Genomic DNA, 14,744 nt, shown 5'->3' on the forward strand with positions numbered 1-14,744 from the left:
ATGTTTGAAACTACCATTCAGTTCAAACCCCGTGAAGAGTGGCGGCCGGGTATGACCAAAGAAAAATTGATCGCCGAATTAGATCGGACAGTGAAGGTGCCTGGCCTGACCAATATCTGGGTACCACCGATTCGTAACAGACTTGATATGCTGGCTACCGGTATCAAGAGTCCTGTGGGCGTAAAAGTTTTGGGGGAAGACTTAAACGTTATTGATGGCATTGCTGGCGACATTGAAAAAGTCCTCAAAGATGTACCTGGGGTCACCAGTGTTTTTGCTGAGCGCCTCACCGGTGGTCGTTACGTCGATGTTGATATTAAACGTGATGCCGCGGCGCGTTATGGCCTTAATATTAATGATGTGCAGTTGATTATCAGTTCGGCTGTGGGCGGCATTAAAATTGGCGAAACGGTGGAAGGCCTTGAGCGTTTTCCGATTAACGTTCGCTATCCCCGGGAGATCCGCGATTCACTGGCCTCACTACGAACATTGCCTATCGTGACTATTCGCGGTCAGCAACTATTACTGTCAGACGTCGCGAATATTAGTGTCAGTGATGGTCCACCCATGGTAAGAAGTGAGAACTCGCGATTAGCGGGGTTTGTGTATGTCGATATTCGGGATCGGGATTTGGGATCTGCAGTAGCGGAGATGCAGCAAACCGTCGCCGAGCACATTGATTTGCCGACCGGCTATTCAATTACCTGGTCCGGGCAATTTGAGTATCTTGAGCGCGCCACTGCCAAGCTCAAGCTGGTGGTGCCTTTCACTTTGCTTATCATCTTTGTTTTGTTCTACCTCACGTTTAAGAATTTTGGCGAAGCATTGCTGCTAATGGTGACTTTGCCATTTTCTTTAGTTGGCGGCATCTGGCTGCTATATCTGCTGGGACACAACTTGTCGGTGGCGAGTGTGGTCGGCTTTATCGCTTTAGCCGGGGTAGCCGCCGAGTTTGGCGTAATCATGCTGCTCTATCTAAAGCAAGCTTGGCAAAAACGGTTGGATGAACAAAAAGGAACGGAAGCTGATCTGCTTGATGCCATCGGTGAAGGCGCCGTGCTCAGGGTTAGACCCAAGGCCATGACCGCGACCGTTATCCTTGCTGGCCTGCTACCAATTATGTTTGGCAGCGGCACTGGTAGTGAGGTGATGCAGCGCATTGCTGCGCCAATGGTGGGTGGCATGGTGACGGCACCACTGCTGTCGATGTTGGTGATTCCGGTGATTTATCTACTGATTCATAAAACGCGTGCACAGCGGCAGACGAAAAACAACCAATTCAATCACAAGGAAATAACGAGTGATGAATCACGCCGGGTCATTTAACGTGCTTTGACCGAGGTTTTTTATTTTTTAACGCACTGGAGAAAATTAAAATGAAAAAATTATTAGTAAGTTCTTTGACGATCATTCTGTCCTTTTCGGCAACGTCGATATTAGCGGAGCAGAACATGAATCATGAGGATATGGAGAACATGGCTCCAAAAGCGGAGACATCGGATCAACAGATCACCCATTCCGCTAAAGGCACCGTTACTAAAGTCGATGCCAGCTCAAAAAAAGTAACTTTGGCTCATGAACCGGTTGAAAGCCTCAGCTGGCCGGCCATGACCATGGGATTCTCAGTTAAAGATGAGGCTTTACTCACTAAGCTTAAGGTGGGAGAAACTGTTGATTTCGAGTTTATGAAAGTAGAACAAGGTTATGTCATCACTGAAGTCAAGTAACTGACAATATGCAGGGCTGATTAAAAAATCAGCTCTGCATTAATTAATGCACACACTACGGAATGAGCGATTAAAAATAATTGTCTAAAAGAATAGGAAAACTGGGTCTTGCACCCATTAACTCGAGGTAAATAACCATGAAAACACAGTTTAAATATTGGGCTGGAATGTTCTTAGCTATTTTATTGACGATGTCTTACAGTATTGTCAATGCTGACACTTCACGCAGCTCATCGACAAATTCTGACAAAGTAATTACTCAACCTGTCGAGGCAAAACATAAGCATCCGTATGGTCCACTCGGGAAAGGTCCCCGCCGTTACATGGAACACAAAACTGAAGTGGACCAACCGTCGAAACCTGAAGCCAAAGCCAAGAGTATTCGGCGTGGCCCACCAGGAAAAACACCTTATAGAGCACGCCGAGCGGTTGAGTAAGTGCCGTAATCTTACATGCGAGAGGGATGATATTTGAATCCTTTAAGTTTTTGGATCTTTATTATTTATTCCCGTTGCTGCTAAGGCTTTCTCACGCGTGCCGCCTAGCAGCTCAAATACACGTTTATTGATATTTGGAGATTAATCATGAAAAAACTTAGGCTTTCTTTTTTATTGGTACTACTGACATTGTTTTCAAACACTGTATTGGCGGTTGAGCAAACTTACCCCGGCATGATGGAGGAATTCGGCATGATGGACGGTGGCTTTATGCTGGTATGTATGGCATTTCTGGCGCTGCTGTTTATTGCCTTGATCCTGGCGATCCTGTCGCTAATAAAGTTCCTGTTTTTAAGCAAATCTAAAAAAAGAGATTTATGATGAGTAATCACAAATATAGCAAATGGCAATATATGCCAGTTATTGTGGGTCTGCTACTGTTGACAGTCGCTGGATTGCAATCAACGAGAGCTACAGAAGCCGCTGAAGCAACTTTATATAAAAATCCGGGTTGCCAGTGTTGCGATGACTACGCGGCTTATCTACGCCAACATGACTTTAATGTGACTGTTGTGGAAAGTCCTGATTTAGAGCAATTTAAGCGTGAACAGGCTATACCTCTAAATCTGCAAGGTTGTCATACCCTGCTGGTCGATGGCTATGCTGTTGAAGGTCATGTGCCGGTAACCGTAATTGAGAAGCTTTTACATGAACAGCCGGAGATCCGTGGTGTATCCCTGCCGGGAATGCCGTCAGGATCACCCGGTATGACAGGGCAGAAGCAGGAACCATTTGAGATTTATACGATCATGAATGGTGAAGCATCGGTCTACGCCACTTTATAATTTAACTCAAGGAGACTATTATTATGAATCTACATCTAGGCGATACTGCCCCTGATTTCGAAGCAGATACTACTGAAGGCCATATTAACTTTCATGAGTGGATTGGTGACGGATGGGCCATCTTATTCTCCCACCCAGCTGATTTCACACCAGTTTGCACCACGGAACTAGGTGAGACAGCCAAGCTGAAGGAAGATTTTGACAAGCGGCAATGTAAAGTAATCGCTATTTCAGTTGATTCGGTAGAAGATCATAAAGCCTGGGTCAGCGATATTGAGGAGACCCAAGGTTGCGCGGTCAACTTTCCGATTATTGGAGATGAAGATAAACAAATCTCTCGGCTTTACGATATGTTACATCCCGGAGAAGATGATAGTTCGGCAGTGCGTTCTGTATTTCTGATTGATCCGAGCAAAAAAGTTAGGATGATGCTGACTTATCCGAAAAGTGCAGGCAGAAACTTCAATGAAATTTTACGGGTGCTCGACTCGATCCAATTAACTGATGGCTATAAGGTTGCTACCCCAGCAAACTGGTGCAATGGTGATGATGTAATCATAGTTCCTTCTTTATCAGACGATGAGGCAAAAGAACACTTTCCTGAAGGCTGGAAGACGCTTAAGCCATATCTTCGTATAGTCAAGCAGCCTAATCGTTAAGGTGGGGCGCAAGCTTTTAAGTACGGAAAAGAATGGCTTATATTCAATTTAAAGTTGTTGGAAAACTAATAATTCTTCTGCAGTGTTTTGCTTTGATTTCCTTCGATGAGATTAAAACTAAAACGAGAATAGCATCAAAAAAGACAAACGCCTCATTATGAGGCGTTTGTCATACTTACTAATTATGCAGCCATTTTTCTGCATTCTTCAGCACATCTTCTGCACTCATTAGCACAGTCTTTACAATGCTGGTGTTCATACTGATCACAAATTTCAGCACATTTTTCACAAATCTCGGCGCAAAGGTTACAAATCTGAGCTGCAAAATCACTGCCACGAGCCATCGCAGCTGCTGCAAAACGACAGACATCAGCACAGTCTAAGTCCATACGTATGCAATCTGCCATCTTGGAAACATTACTTTCTTCTAGACATGATACTGCACAATGATCGCAAGCCGTAGCGCAACGGTAACAGGCATCTATACAAGATTGATATTTTTCATGAGACATAGTGACCTCTCTTTATTTATAAACCATGCAGAATTGCATGTTGGTACATATCAGCAAACAATATACCAAAGTGAAACAAGCCCATAAAAAGCTAAAGTCCTCATCATCAAGCCTGACTGAACACTAAATCTTTTGGTGATGTGTGTAAAAAGTTCATGCAGGGCCTGAATTTATACACATTACTGAGTTAGTTTGAAATTACGGGATTTGAATAACAAAATCTAAGTTCTTAGTTTCCCATTTCGTTCAGATTAGAACTACTCGAAAGCACATAATAAACAACTTAGCCCATGAAGAATTGTTAGCATCTGAAGTAGCACTAATTTAAACCGGATACTTTTTGAAAAATTAAGCACTATATCTAGACCTAGTGCAAAGTTGTGTCCAGTATGGAAAGCATCAAAGTTATTGCTGGCGTTGAACGGCGACGACGTTATTCACTTCAGGAAAAGCTGGCATTGGTTGCTGAAACTGAGCAGCCCGGCATGACAGTGTCATTGATCGCCCGTCGTAATGGGCTCTCACAAAGCTTATTATTCAGATGGAAAAAACTAATGAAAGAAGGTGCCGCCTCAGCGATACATTCAGGGCAGCCAGTGATCATCGCAAACGAAGTCAAAGCGCTGCAGCACAAAGTTCGGGAGCTTGAGCGATTGCTAGGTCGAAAAACGATGGCAGCAGAAATCCTCAAAGAGGCCATGGAGCTTGCCAAGGAAAAAAAGTGGCTCTTGCACATGCCCTTATTGAAACCGGACATTAACGAATGACGCACATTGTTGCAGCCCTCGGTGTATTGCGTTCCAATTTGATCGCGCGTCGAGACGTCAAACACACTGGTCGAACAGCGAGATATAACAAGACTGAGAACATGTGTTTATTGCCAGTCATAAGTCAACTCTGTAGTGAACGAGGTAGTAACGGCTATCGCCGTATTACTGCAAGACTGAATCGCTTATTGCCAAAACGGGTCAACCCGAAAAGGGTTTATAGCCTGATGAAGGAGCATCACTTGTTGTGGCATTGTTATATTGGTCGTCCAGATGAACGATGCCATGCAGTGAAAATAGTCACGCTCAAATCGAATATGCGCTGGTGTAGTGATGGATTCGAAATAAAGTGCTGGAACAAAGACATAGTAGGTGTAGCTTTCCTGGACTGTTGTGACCGGGAGGCCATGCGTTATGTCGTTACAACAGGCGGTATTACAGCTGTCATTGTGCAAGATTTGCTCGTGGAAACCATGGAATATCGTTTCGCAAGCCGAGACCAGTTGCCAGATGCGATAACGGTTATGATGCAATTGCCTGCATGGTTTGCTGACTACAACGCCTCTCATCCGCACAAAGGGTTAAAAATGAAGTCACCCTGGGAATACCAAAAACAATTGGCCTTGAGTGTCCACTGATCCGGGGTATGTCCAGTTGATAACTTCATATCGTACTTAGCAACTTGTCGTCTCATCCGAGGAATATGGAATCGCTCAATATAGTCAAATAAATCCGCTTTGGCAGAGTCCAAGGTTGGGTAACGCATTCGGTTTGTCCCTTCTCTTTGAGTACAACAAAAAAGCCTTCTCAGGCCGCATTATCGCCTCAATGACCGACCGCACTCATCAAGCTCATCAATGTATTTTACTAAGCAATGCTGGTAATCGCCGCTTCTGAATTGACTGCCTCGATCAGAATGTAAAATCACAGGCTCACTTCCCTGACGCTGCCACACGGCCATTTCGACAGCGCGTAATACCATTTGTCGATCTTGTCGATGATGCATTGACCAGCCAATGACGAGTTTGCTGAACAAATCGAGAACAACGCACAAATACAGCTTGCCTTCACCTGTTTTGAACTCTGTGATGTCGGTGACCCACTTGGTCTCTGGTTCCAGGGCCATGAAGTCCCGCTCCAATAAAATACTTACCCCAGGTGGCGTTAATAAGGGCGGTTTCTTCTGTCCACGCTTCTTCTTTCTCGGCCACCCTTGCAGTCCGGCAACCGACATTAAACGTGCTATCCGGTTTTTGCTGGCTGTTTCACCTTCAATCGTCAGATCTTCATGCATGCGCGGTGCACCCAAAATACCGCCACTATCTGCGTGAAGTTCACGAATGCGCTTCAGCAATCGATTGTTATCAATCTTTCGTTCGCTCGGTAAACGTGATTCCCAGCCGTAATAACCACTAGCGGAAACTTCCAGACAACGACACATTAAGCGCACGGGAAACTCGACGCGACAACGTTGGATCGCCTGATATTTCAGGACGACTCCCTGGCAAAGAACGTCGCCGCTTCGCGTAAAAAATCCCGCTCCTTCTTCACCCGCGCCAGTTCACGTTTCAGGCGGGCGACTTCTTCATCGCGAGGGCTACCCGTGCCAGTAAAGGCCTGTGGGCCATTCTGATCTGCTTCACGTCGCCACCTTGTTAGCAGATTTGGGGCAAGGCCCAGTTCTTGAGCAATCTGAGCACAGCTAACACCGGGCTGCCGGGTTTGTTCAACAGCACCATGTTTGAACTCGGGACTGTATTTTCTTCTCTTTGACATAAACACTCCTTTTGCCCATTATCAGGCTTCTTTGAAGTGTCCGCAAAATCAGGGTAGAACCCGGATGACGAATATTCAAGTTGTTCGTAATATTAGGGAGTTCTTTTGCTAAGATTTCCTTCTAATAGTTTTAATCTACAAAGTAGATTAGCATCAAAAAGACATACGCCTCATTAGAGGCGTATGTCAGACTTCTTATGCAGCCATTTTTCTGCATTCTTCAGCGCATTTTCTGCACTCGTTAGCACAGTCTTTACAGTGCTGGTGCTCATACTGAGCACAAATTTCAGCACATTTCTCACAAATTTCGGCACATAAATTACATATTTGAGCTGCATAATCACTGCCACGAGCCATCGCAGCCGCTGCAAAACGACACATATCCGCACAGTCTAAATCCATACGTACGCAATCTGCCATTTTGGAAACATTACTTTCTTCTAAACAAGCCACTGCACAATGATCGCATTGCGCAGCGCAGCGATAACAAGCTTCGATACAAGATTGATATTTTTCATGAGACATAGTGACCTCTCTTTAATTGATGAAACATGCTTAATTGCATGTTAAGGGCATTTAGCAAGCAATATACCAATATAAATTAGCCAATGAGTCGCTGCATTTCCCTTTTACCAAGCTGTCACAATCAGATTATTTATAATGTGGGTTTGACATCCTCCCCGGCCTAAAGGCCGGAGATTCCTACGGCGCTCATCCCGGCATCGCGCCGCAATGAGTTGCTTCGGTGGGTTCCTGCTGCTGGCGACATTACTGCGTCGCTCACTTCACAGGCGCAACGGGCGTGTCCCGCCCTGAGAATGTTGATCGCACCAACTACATCGGCGTTTTCCTCGAAGCCGCACGCAACACACCGGAACCGGGCTTGTGTGCGTCGGTTCTCTTTGGCGACATGGCCGCAGCACGGACACTTCCGGCTGGTGTTTTGGGGTGGTACGGCAACGAGTTGTCCGCCATTCCAAGCGAGTTTGTAGTCTAACTGGCGGCGGAACTCATACCAGCCTTGATCTAGGATGGCTTTATTCAGGCCGGATTTGGCCTTGACGTTTCTGCCCGGTGTCTCGGTAGTGCCTGATGCTGACTTGGACATATTCCGAACCTGCAAGTCCTCGATACACACCATCGCGTGGTTTTGGCTGACCGTGGTCGTGGCTTTGTGCAGGTAGTCGCGTCGGGCATTGCCGATATGGGCATGGATTTTCTGGACTTTGGCTTTTGCCTTTTTCCAGTTGTTGCTGAACTTCTTTTTTCGGCTCATGGCTCGCTGAGCATTCACCAAGGCTTTTTCTTGGCGTTTGAAACTATTGAGCGGGGCGAAATAGCTGCCGTCGCTCAGTGTGGCAAAACGGGCAATGCCCATATCGATGCCGACAATGGCGGTCGACGGGTGGATAGGCGCTTCGACTTCGCGCTCGGTTTGAATCGACACATACCACTTGCCTTGTTTGCCGGATACGGTGACGTTTTTCACAATACCCAACACTTCCCGGCTGTTGCGGTAGCGAACCCAGCCTAGTTTTGGCAGAAAAATCCGGCTGTTGCCTTGGTCGAGCTTGCAACCTTGCGGATAGCGAAAGTTATCCGACTGGCCTTTCTTCTTGAAGCGAGGAAAGTCTGCGCGTTTCTCGAAGAAGTTTTTATAGGCTCGCTCCAGGTCTTTAAGCGTTTGTTGCAAGGGTTGGGAATGGGTTTCAGATAGCCATTGCGTTTCGCTACTCTTGCGCCACTCGGTCAGTTGTTTGCACAAATCGGCATAAGACAACTTCTTTTTGCTTTCTGCGTAGTGCGCTTGTTGCAACGCCAATGCCTTATTGAATACAAAACGGCACGACCCGGCGAAACGGCGCATATTGCGCTGTTGTTCGCCGTCCGGCATTAATTCGTATTTGAAAACTTGAAGTCGTTGCATGATTCAATCATACTCTGGTCTATGGGCAATGACAATGACATTAGGCACGGTAGACACTGTGTTTTTAAGATGCACGTTCATCTGGTCTTTGTGACTAAATACCGCCGTGGTGTATTCACAAAAGCCATTCTGGACGACCTTCAAGAAATCTTCTCCAATGTATGCGCCGACTTTGAAGCGGAGTTGGTGGAATTCGATGGAGAGGACGATCACGTTCACCTGTTGGTGAACTACCCGCCTAAGGTGGCAATATCGAAACTGGTTAATAGCCTGAAAGGCGTATCCAGTCTTCTTATCCGAAAAAAGAACTACCCAAGCATTAAGAAGAAACTGTGGGGCGGGGCCTTGTGGTCGCCAAGCTATTTCGCTGGAAGCTGCGGCGGTGCGCCGATTGAAATCATTCGGCAATACATCGAGCAACAGCAAACACCTCATTAAGTATTCAAAGGACGGCGCTGCCGTCCGCGCTATTCATCCCCGCCCTGAACGACGGGGCTTTTCGCGCAATCCGGTAAAATATTCATGATGGCATTAATTATGTTTGTAATCATTACAAAGAGAAGTAGAAACGAGATATTTCGTAGAGTGTCTTAATCAGTTTGTATAGTTCATTTGAATTCTTGTTTCCCCAATCCGCCTTAAAATAGTCTTTATCGACAACTAATAGATTAATAAGACCTACGCTTGACCCCGAGCATGGCCGAACTTCACAATAAATTGCATAACATCACCTAAACACAAAGAAGAAAGTCATTGCCTTTTTATATTGGTAGCAACAATTTATTGTTTAAGGTCAATAAACATCCTCTTAAACCTGTGTGAGTTAAAACGCCTATCATTCTAGTAACCGGCATTGACCAATATCCGGTTATTCATGGACTAACCAGGCTTACTCATTTTAAATGCCACCCTGAGCATAAAATTAATCAACAAAAAGGAGAGCGTCATGGCTGAAGAGTTGGAAACAGTTGACTCCAAAAGAGAAAGCCGTCAGCAAGCAGAAATGGAAAAGGTAAAACAGTTTCTGACTGAAGAAGAGGTCAAAAGCGAGTTTTACATGGAGATGACCGTAAAGCTCCAGTCAGCACAGGCAAAACGATTATTTCGCCGGACCTTCGATCATATCCAAACGCAGATGACAGCAGCAACGTTGCTCACACGTAAATTCGGATTACGTGAGCTTTCTGATGAAAATGTAAAAAAAATTACTGAAAGTATTAAGCATCTGTCTACTGAAATGAATCGGGATATGGAACAAGCAGATCACATTCTGGACAGCATTGGAATCAAGAATGCTGCCGTCACAGATAATAGTGTTTATTTGCTAATCAAAATCACGTGCCCAGAAGGCATGGCATTTATGAACCTGATCCGTCAGCTGGATAATCTGACAATGAAACTTAAAACGCTTTGGATGGCCGGGGAAGTTCCGCTTGCTCATTCAGAAGATAGGTCTCATGCATGGCAAGTTCGTATCTTTAAAATTGCTGATGCAATCAGAGCACTTGGGCAACAAGCTTACATAGCATCTGATAAGAAAAAAGACAGTGATTTAAATAAGGCTCAGGCCAAACGACAATCGTATAAAAAACGTCAGCACAATGCATCCAAGAAAGCAGCGACTACAGGCTGAAATAAATAATAGTCATGAAAGACATCTCGCTGATTCTTATCCTCGACAAATTAAGTCTATCAGCGTTTGAAGCTGCCTATTCTTTTGGTAGTACCGATACGGAGACATGACTTAAATGGAAGTCAAATGAAAAATTAGTTTCTAACACCGTAACTATACGAATTAAGCAATGATGCGTTACTGGTCGTTATAGGAATTTGAGAGCAATGCCTATTTTCGACCTGTGGTTATCAGACGTGAGGTGGTCATTCCTACCAGATAACCAATCAGATTCAGACATAAAGCTGCAGCAGCAATAACAAAAGCTTACCAACCACAGCCAATAATAGTTTCTGCATTTGGGCTTAATATAGTGAGCAATATCAGAAGATAAAGAAATGTGCCAATTCCTGCATAAGCCGAATCACGACGTGAAAAAAATGCTGAAAACTTTGTTCGCAAACTCACTCCCAAAATGGTGGAAACGAGAACAACCAACACTAATTCGAAAATAATGGTGTCAAGTGATACTTCCAGTTGAATGCCCGTCAGCTATAAAAAAAGCAGAGGAACAATGAAAGGGGATAAAGCAGTATTTACGGCATTAAAAACGTCAGCCAGGGCAACATTGCCTCGCGCCATCAACACTAACAACGGAGATGATACATCTGTGGGTGCCAAGCAAAGTTTGACCCATAGCCAACGAACCCCTGCAAAAAAAAAAATCGGCCGGTCAGTAGTCCGGCAAGCGACATTGGGCCGTAGACTAGAATCAGCGCTAAAAATTGCCTTGAAGGTTTACGAAGCACTAATCGCACGGCATGGGCATCAAAAGTCGGCTGATAATAAACATTAATGCAGCAAGTAATAGCCCAATTAGTGGTTGGAAATATTTACCCGCCTCAGGTAATACCAATCCAAGCCACAATAATGACAAACCAAACGAGATTTGATTCTACGTAATAAATTAATCTAGTCATGGTTTTAAATTTCCAAACTTCATGTGTGGATGAGAATAAATTACCCAAACATAGAACTAATTTAAATCGTGCAAAAAAAGATCAATAATAAGTAAATACTCAATATCATGATCAATATAAAAACATTAATAACATAGAAATCCTTATCTTTAATGCGGCCAATCAATAACTGCATAATAGGATGAGAAATGCTAATTTTTGTTTGATGGATGCCCAACAGGCATATCGTAACGTTGCTGACGGTATAGCCAAGAAGGTAGTAATACATGTGCTAATGCTTCGTTAGCATCCTCTCTATTTGCCGGACCTTTGAGCTCTAGTTGACGCTTTTTGAGAACATACTGCCCAGCCAGAGCTTTCTTTTGAGGGCGTAAAATGGTCACCTTCTCACCTTGCAACAGGGCAAAATAATCGGCAAATTGCATCATTGCCCTGCCGGGTGACTGCTGCTCGGCTGGACGGCTCAAATCTCTGCCTATCATTGGTGTCTCAGCGCTGATGCCCATCAGTGATAGTAAAGTAGGCGCCATATCAATCTGGCTCGCCACCGTCTTGATACGTTTTGGTTTTATATCAGCCCCTAAAATGAGACCCGGGATTTGAAAACGTTCTATCGGCACAAGTGCATTTCCATAAACATTCAAATCATGATCAGCAATCACCAAAAAGAGGGTATTCTCCCAGTAATCGCTTTTCATAGCTGTGTTAAAGAATTGTCCCAAAGCATAATCTGCATATTTAACAGCATTCAAATCAGTTTGTTTCTCGGCCGAATGCAGATCGATCTTTCCATCAGGGAATTCGTATGGCGAATGGTTGCTGGAGGTGAAAACTAAACTAAAGTACGGTTGGTTACTCAGGTTCGCTTGAACGATCCGTTTATGCGCCATATTGAATAGATCTTCATCTGAGACCCCCCAACTGCCTACGAAGAGTGGATCAACGTAATCATTTTGGTCAATGATAGATTGAAAGCCATTTCCAATAAAGAAGTTAGCCATGTTATCGAAGTGAGATTGCCCGCCATAAATAAATTCAGTTTTGTAGCCACGTTGACCCAATAAATCTGCAATAGTGAAAAAATTCTGTTGTGATAAAGAAAGTTTTACTACGCTTCTTGCGGGCGAGGGCAAAAAACCCGTTATCGTGGCTTCAATTCCTCTTACTGAACGCGTACCGGTTGCATAAAGTTGTTCAAACCACCAGCCCTTATTTTTCAGTTTTTCCAATTCTGGTGTTACAGAATACTCTCCACCAAGAGATTCGACGAAGGTGGCACCCAGGCTTTCTTCAAGAATGATAACCAGGTTAAGTGGTATATCTCTTTCAACTGTCGCGGGGCGCTTATTGATAGTTGGAAAGGGTGCATTTGGATCATTATCAAGCCAAGGATAATTCTCGCTCATTTCCTGCATAATTTGTTCATCAGTAAGCGTACCATAGACTTCTCCGGCTTCTGCTTCATGCTTCATGTTGTAAATAGCAAAATACACTGACCAGGTTGAGTTAATGACTAGGCTATTGACCATAGCATCCGAAGTGATTGCAAACATTGCCGGATTGGCTGGACGATGCGATAAAGTAGACCGGATCATGACTACTAGGATGAGAACCATAAGAGGCCAAGTCAGCCAAACACGCCAAACCGGCCAGTCCAAATGATATTGTTTTAACCAATGCTGTAACAGCCGATTCGTGAACAAGCCGGCTAATATAGTGAAAACAACCCCGAGAATAAGTGGCAGACGAAAACCTTCCCACAAGGTTGAGAAAACTTCTTTTGGATATTGTAAGTATTCGACAAAGAGTCTGTTCGGACGCAAGTCATACTGAACAATAAATGTCGGTGTGGCAGACTCCATAAAAATGATCAAAACAATGATCATTAAACTCCAGAACCACACCAACTTTTGCCATAATTGCCAGGTTAATTTATTGACCAGTAGCGGCATCAACAACATCAGTGGCGCAATAAGCATACCCATAATAATGAGATCAGCTCTGAGCCCCTGAATGAATAGTGATGGCAGATCAATTGCTGCCGATACCCGATCCCACTGCCATACAACAAGCCCTAATCTTGATAGCGAGAGAATAAGAAGCCCAATAAGCAGAACCTGAAATAAAATGCGGTAAGGTCCGAGCAGTGAGGGTGATTTTGTGAATATATCTTTTTCGTTTGAATTCAAAAAAATCTGTGCCATAGCAATAATGTCCATGCTGTGATTGAAATAATAAGGGTAAGTAAGACAGCCAGTGATCCATAATCTTTGGCCCGACCGGTTAATAAGTGATGCTCCAAACTGACTCTATCCAGCGTCGATTCAATTGCTGAGTTGATCAACTCGACGACCATTACAGCGATCATGCTGGCAATTAATATAAACCGCTCAATAGCGGTAAAGTCTATCCAGAACACAACTGGCAATAATAAGACAAAGGCAATAAATTCCTGACGAAAAGCAACTTCGTGACGCAGTGCAGAATGCAACCCTTTGTATGAATAAAAAGTGGCCCAAAGCATACGTTTGAAACCAGTGAACTTTTTAGGTTGGATATTAATAATTGTCATTTTTTTATTTGCGTAAAATGTTATTGAGATGCTGTTTAATGGTCACTAAAATCTCTGCAATGCTCCTGATTCAGCTCAAGCTCTATCGTGGTGTGATCTAGATCATATTGAGATAAAGACTCGGCAATCGTTTGTTTCATAGCCAGGTAATTTTCAGAAGAGACATTATCGTTATTAAGTGTCAGGTGTGCAGTGAGGACATGGTGTTCACCATCAAGTGACCAAAGATGTAAATGATGTACCTCATTGACACCCTCAATGCTGACAAGAGTTTTTTTGATCTCATCATGCAGCGCTTTATCGGGCACTGCCTGAAAAAACAATTTACCGGTCACCCACAAATTACGAACAACATTAAACAAGATGAATAGCGTAAAACCAATGGATAAAAGCGGATCTAAAATCGGCCAGTCGGCAAACTGCAGAATGATGGAAATGATCAACACAGCCAGCCAACCTAATACATCTTCTAATAAATGCCAGTTGAGTATTTTTTCATTAAGAGACGTCCCTTTACTCAGCCGATAAGCCGCAAACCCATTAACAGTAAACCCCAATACGGCCAATGCCAGCATACCTTCGGTAACCGGCATTACTGGATCGGCCAAACGTGGTATTGCTTCACTCAACACCCATATTGAGCCAGCGATTAATACCAAGCCGTTTATCAGAGCACCAAAAAGAGACAAGCGTCGATAACCATAGGTGAACACAGAATTAGCAGATTTATTGCCTGCGCGGTTCAAAAACCAGGCACTGCCGATAGACAGACTGTCACCAAGATCGTGAACAGCATCAGCCATAATTGCTGTGCTGTTGGTTAGCCAGCCACCGATGAATTCAATGATGGTAAAACTAACATTTAGAAAAAAAGCCGTTGCAATCCTTTTATCAGAAGCACCATCCTCTTGATGATGTGTATGCATAGAG

The 14,744-nt window shown here is 44.1% G+C and carries 15 protein-coding genes and 2 pseudogenes; 10 read left to right on the top strand and 7 right to left on the bottom strand.

Annotation, left to right across the window (positions count from 1 at the left end; genetic code table 11):
- From B3182_RS00020 to B3182_RS00045, 6 genes are all read left to right on the top strand, one after another.
- Positions 1-1,326 (top strand): efflux RND transporter permease subunit (locus B3182_RS00020; protein WP_292751064.1); only part of this gene is annotated, 1,326 nt, incomplete at its 5' end.
- A 50-nt stretch (positions 1,327-1,376) separates the two neighbouring features.
- On the top strand, positions 1,377-1,727 hold the full coding sequence (locus B3182_RS00025) for a copper-binding protein (protein ID WP_292411101.1): 351 nt from the start codon (positions 1,377-1,379) through the stop codon (positions 1,725-1,727).
- A gap of 137 nt (positions 1,728-1,864) precedes the next feature.
- Positions 1,865-2,164 (top strand): hypothetical protein, encoded by a 300-nt coding sequence (locus B3182_RS00030; RefSeq protein ID WP_292412657.1) that lies wholly within the window; start codon positions 1,865-1,867, stop codon positions 2,162-2,164.
- Positions 2,165-2,311: 147 nt separating this feature from the next.
- Complete coding sequence (locus tag B3182_RS00035; RefSeq protein ID WP_292412656.1) at positions 2,312-2,545, top strand: hypothetical protein; 234 nt, start codon at positions 2,312-2,314, stop codon at positions 2,543-2,545.
- The gene (locus B3182_RS00040; RefSeq protein ID WP_292412655.1) at positions 2,542-3,009 is read left to right on the top strand and encodes a DUF411 domain-containing protein; all 468 of its coding nucleotides are present in this window, start codon (positions 2,542-2,544) and stop codon (positions 3,007-3,009) included. The genes B3182_RS00035 and B3182_RS00040 overlap by 4 nt, the downstream gene beginning before the upstream one ends.
- 23 nt (positions 3,010-3,032) lie before the next feature.
- Positions 3,033-3,668, top strand: a complete 636-nt coding sequence (locus B3182_RS00045) for a peroxiredoxin (protein WP_292412653.1) — start codon at positions 3,033-3,035, stop codon at positions 3,666-3,668.
- Between the two features lie 182 nt (positions 3,669-3,850).
- Here B3182_RS00045 and B3182_RS00050 read toward each other — a convergent pair whose 3' ends face one another.
- Entirely contained in the window at positions 3,851-4,180 is a 330-nt protein-coding gene (locus B3182_RS00050; RefSeq protein WP_226069731.1) for a four-helix bundle copper-binding protein, read from the bottom strand.
- A 389-nt stretch (positions 4,181-4,569) separates the two neighbouring features.
- On the opposite strand from B3182_RS00050, the pseudogene B3182_RS00055 reads away from it, so the two are divergent.
- Positions 4,570-5,585, top strand: a pseudogene (locus B3182_RS00055) (transposase).
- 17 nt (positions 5,586-5,602) lie between these two features.
- Here B3182_RS00055 and B3182_RS00060 read toward each other — a convergent pair.
- From B3182_RS00060 to B3182_RS00070, 3 genes and pseudogenes are all read right to left on the bottom strand, one after another.
- Positions 5,603-6,723: pseudogene (locus B3182_RS00060) on the bottom strand (IS3 family transposase); the annotation flags it as partial.
- 195 nt (positions 6,724-6,918) lie between these two features.
- Positions 6,919-7,248 (bottom strand): four-helix bundle copper-binding protein, encoded by a 330-nt coding sequence (locus B3182_RS00065; protein WP_226069738.1) that lies wholly within the window; start codon positions 7,246-7,248, stop codon positions 6,919-6,921.
- Positions 7,249-7,408: 160 nt separating this feature from the next.
- A complete protein-coding gene (locus tag B3182_RS00070) occupies positions 7,409-8,650 on the bottom strand; it encodes an RNA-guided endonuclease InsQ/TnpB family protein (RefSeq protein ID WP_292411106.1) in 1,242 nt (413 codons plus the stop codon).
- Between the two features lie 21 nt (positions 8,651-8,671).
- Here B3182_RS00070 and tnpA point away from each other — a divergent pair, with 21 nt between their 5' ends.
- From tnpA to B3182_RS00085, 3 genes are all read left to right on the top strand, one after another.
- Entirely contained in the window at positions 8,672-9,088 is a 417-nt protein-coding gene (gene tnpA, locus B3182_RS00075; protein ID WP_226069670.1) for an IS200/IS605 family transposase, read from the top strand.
- 508 nt (positions 9,089-9,596) lie between these two features.
- A complete protein-coding gene (locus B3182_RS00080) occupies positions 9,597-10,283 on the top strand; it encodes a hypothetical protein (protein ID WP_292411107.1) in 687 nt (228 codons plus the stop codon).
- Between the two features lie 553 nt (positions 10,284-10,836).
- Entirely contained in the window at positions 10,837-11,118 is a 282-nt protein-coding gene (locus B3182_RS00085; protein ID WP_226069810.1) for a hypothetical protein, read from the top strand.
- Positions 11,119-11,433: 315 nt separating this feature from the next.
- Here B3182_RS00085 and B3182_RS00090 read toward each other — a convergent pair whose 3' ends face one another.
- From B3182_RS00090 to B3182_RS00100, 3 genes are read right to left on the bottom strand one after another with little or no spacing between them, the layout of a single operon-like run.
- A complete protein-coding gene (locus B3182_RS00090; RefSeq protein ID WP_292411108.1) occupies positions 11,434-13,446 on the bottom strand; it encodes an LTA synthase family protein in 2,013 nt (670 codons plus the stop codon).
- A complete protein-coding gene (locus tag B3182_RS00095) occupies positions 13,428-13,814 on the bottom strand; it encodes a diacylglycerol kinase (RefSeq protein WP_292411109.1) in 387 nt (128 codons plus the stop codon). Before B3182_RS00095 ends, B3182_RS00090 begins: the two co-directional genes overlap by 19 nt.
- Positions 13,815-13,849: 35 nt before the next feature.
- Complete coding sequence (locus B3182_RS00100) at positions 13,850-14,740, bottom strand: cation diffusion facilitator family transporter (RefSeq protein WP_292411111.1); 891 nt, start codon at positions 14,738-14,740, stop codon at positions 13,850-13,852.
- Positions 14,741-14,744: the final 4 nt, after the last annotated feature.

Source organism: Methylophaga sp. UBA4204 (assembly GCF_002379485.1).
GTDB lineage: Bacteria > Pseudomonadota > Gammaproteobacteria > Nitrosococcales > Methylophagaceae > Methylophaga.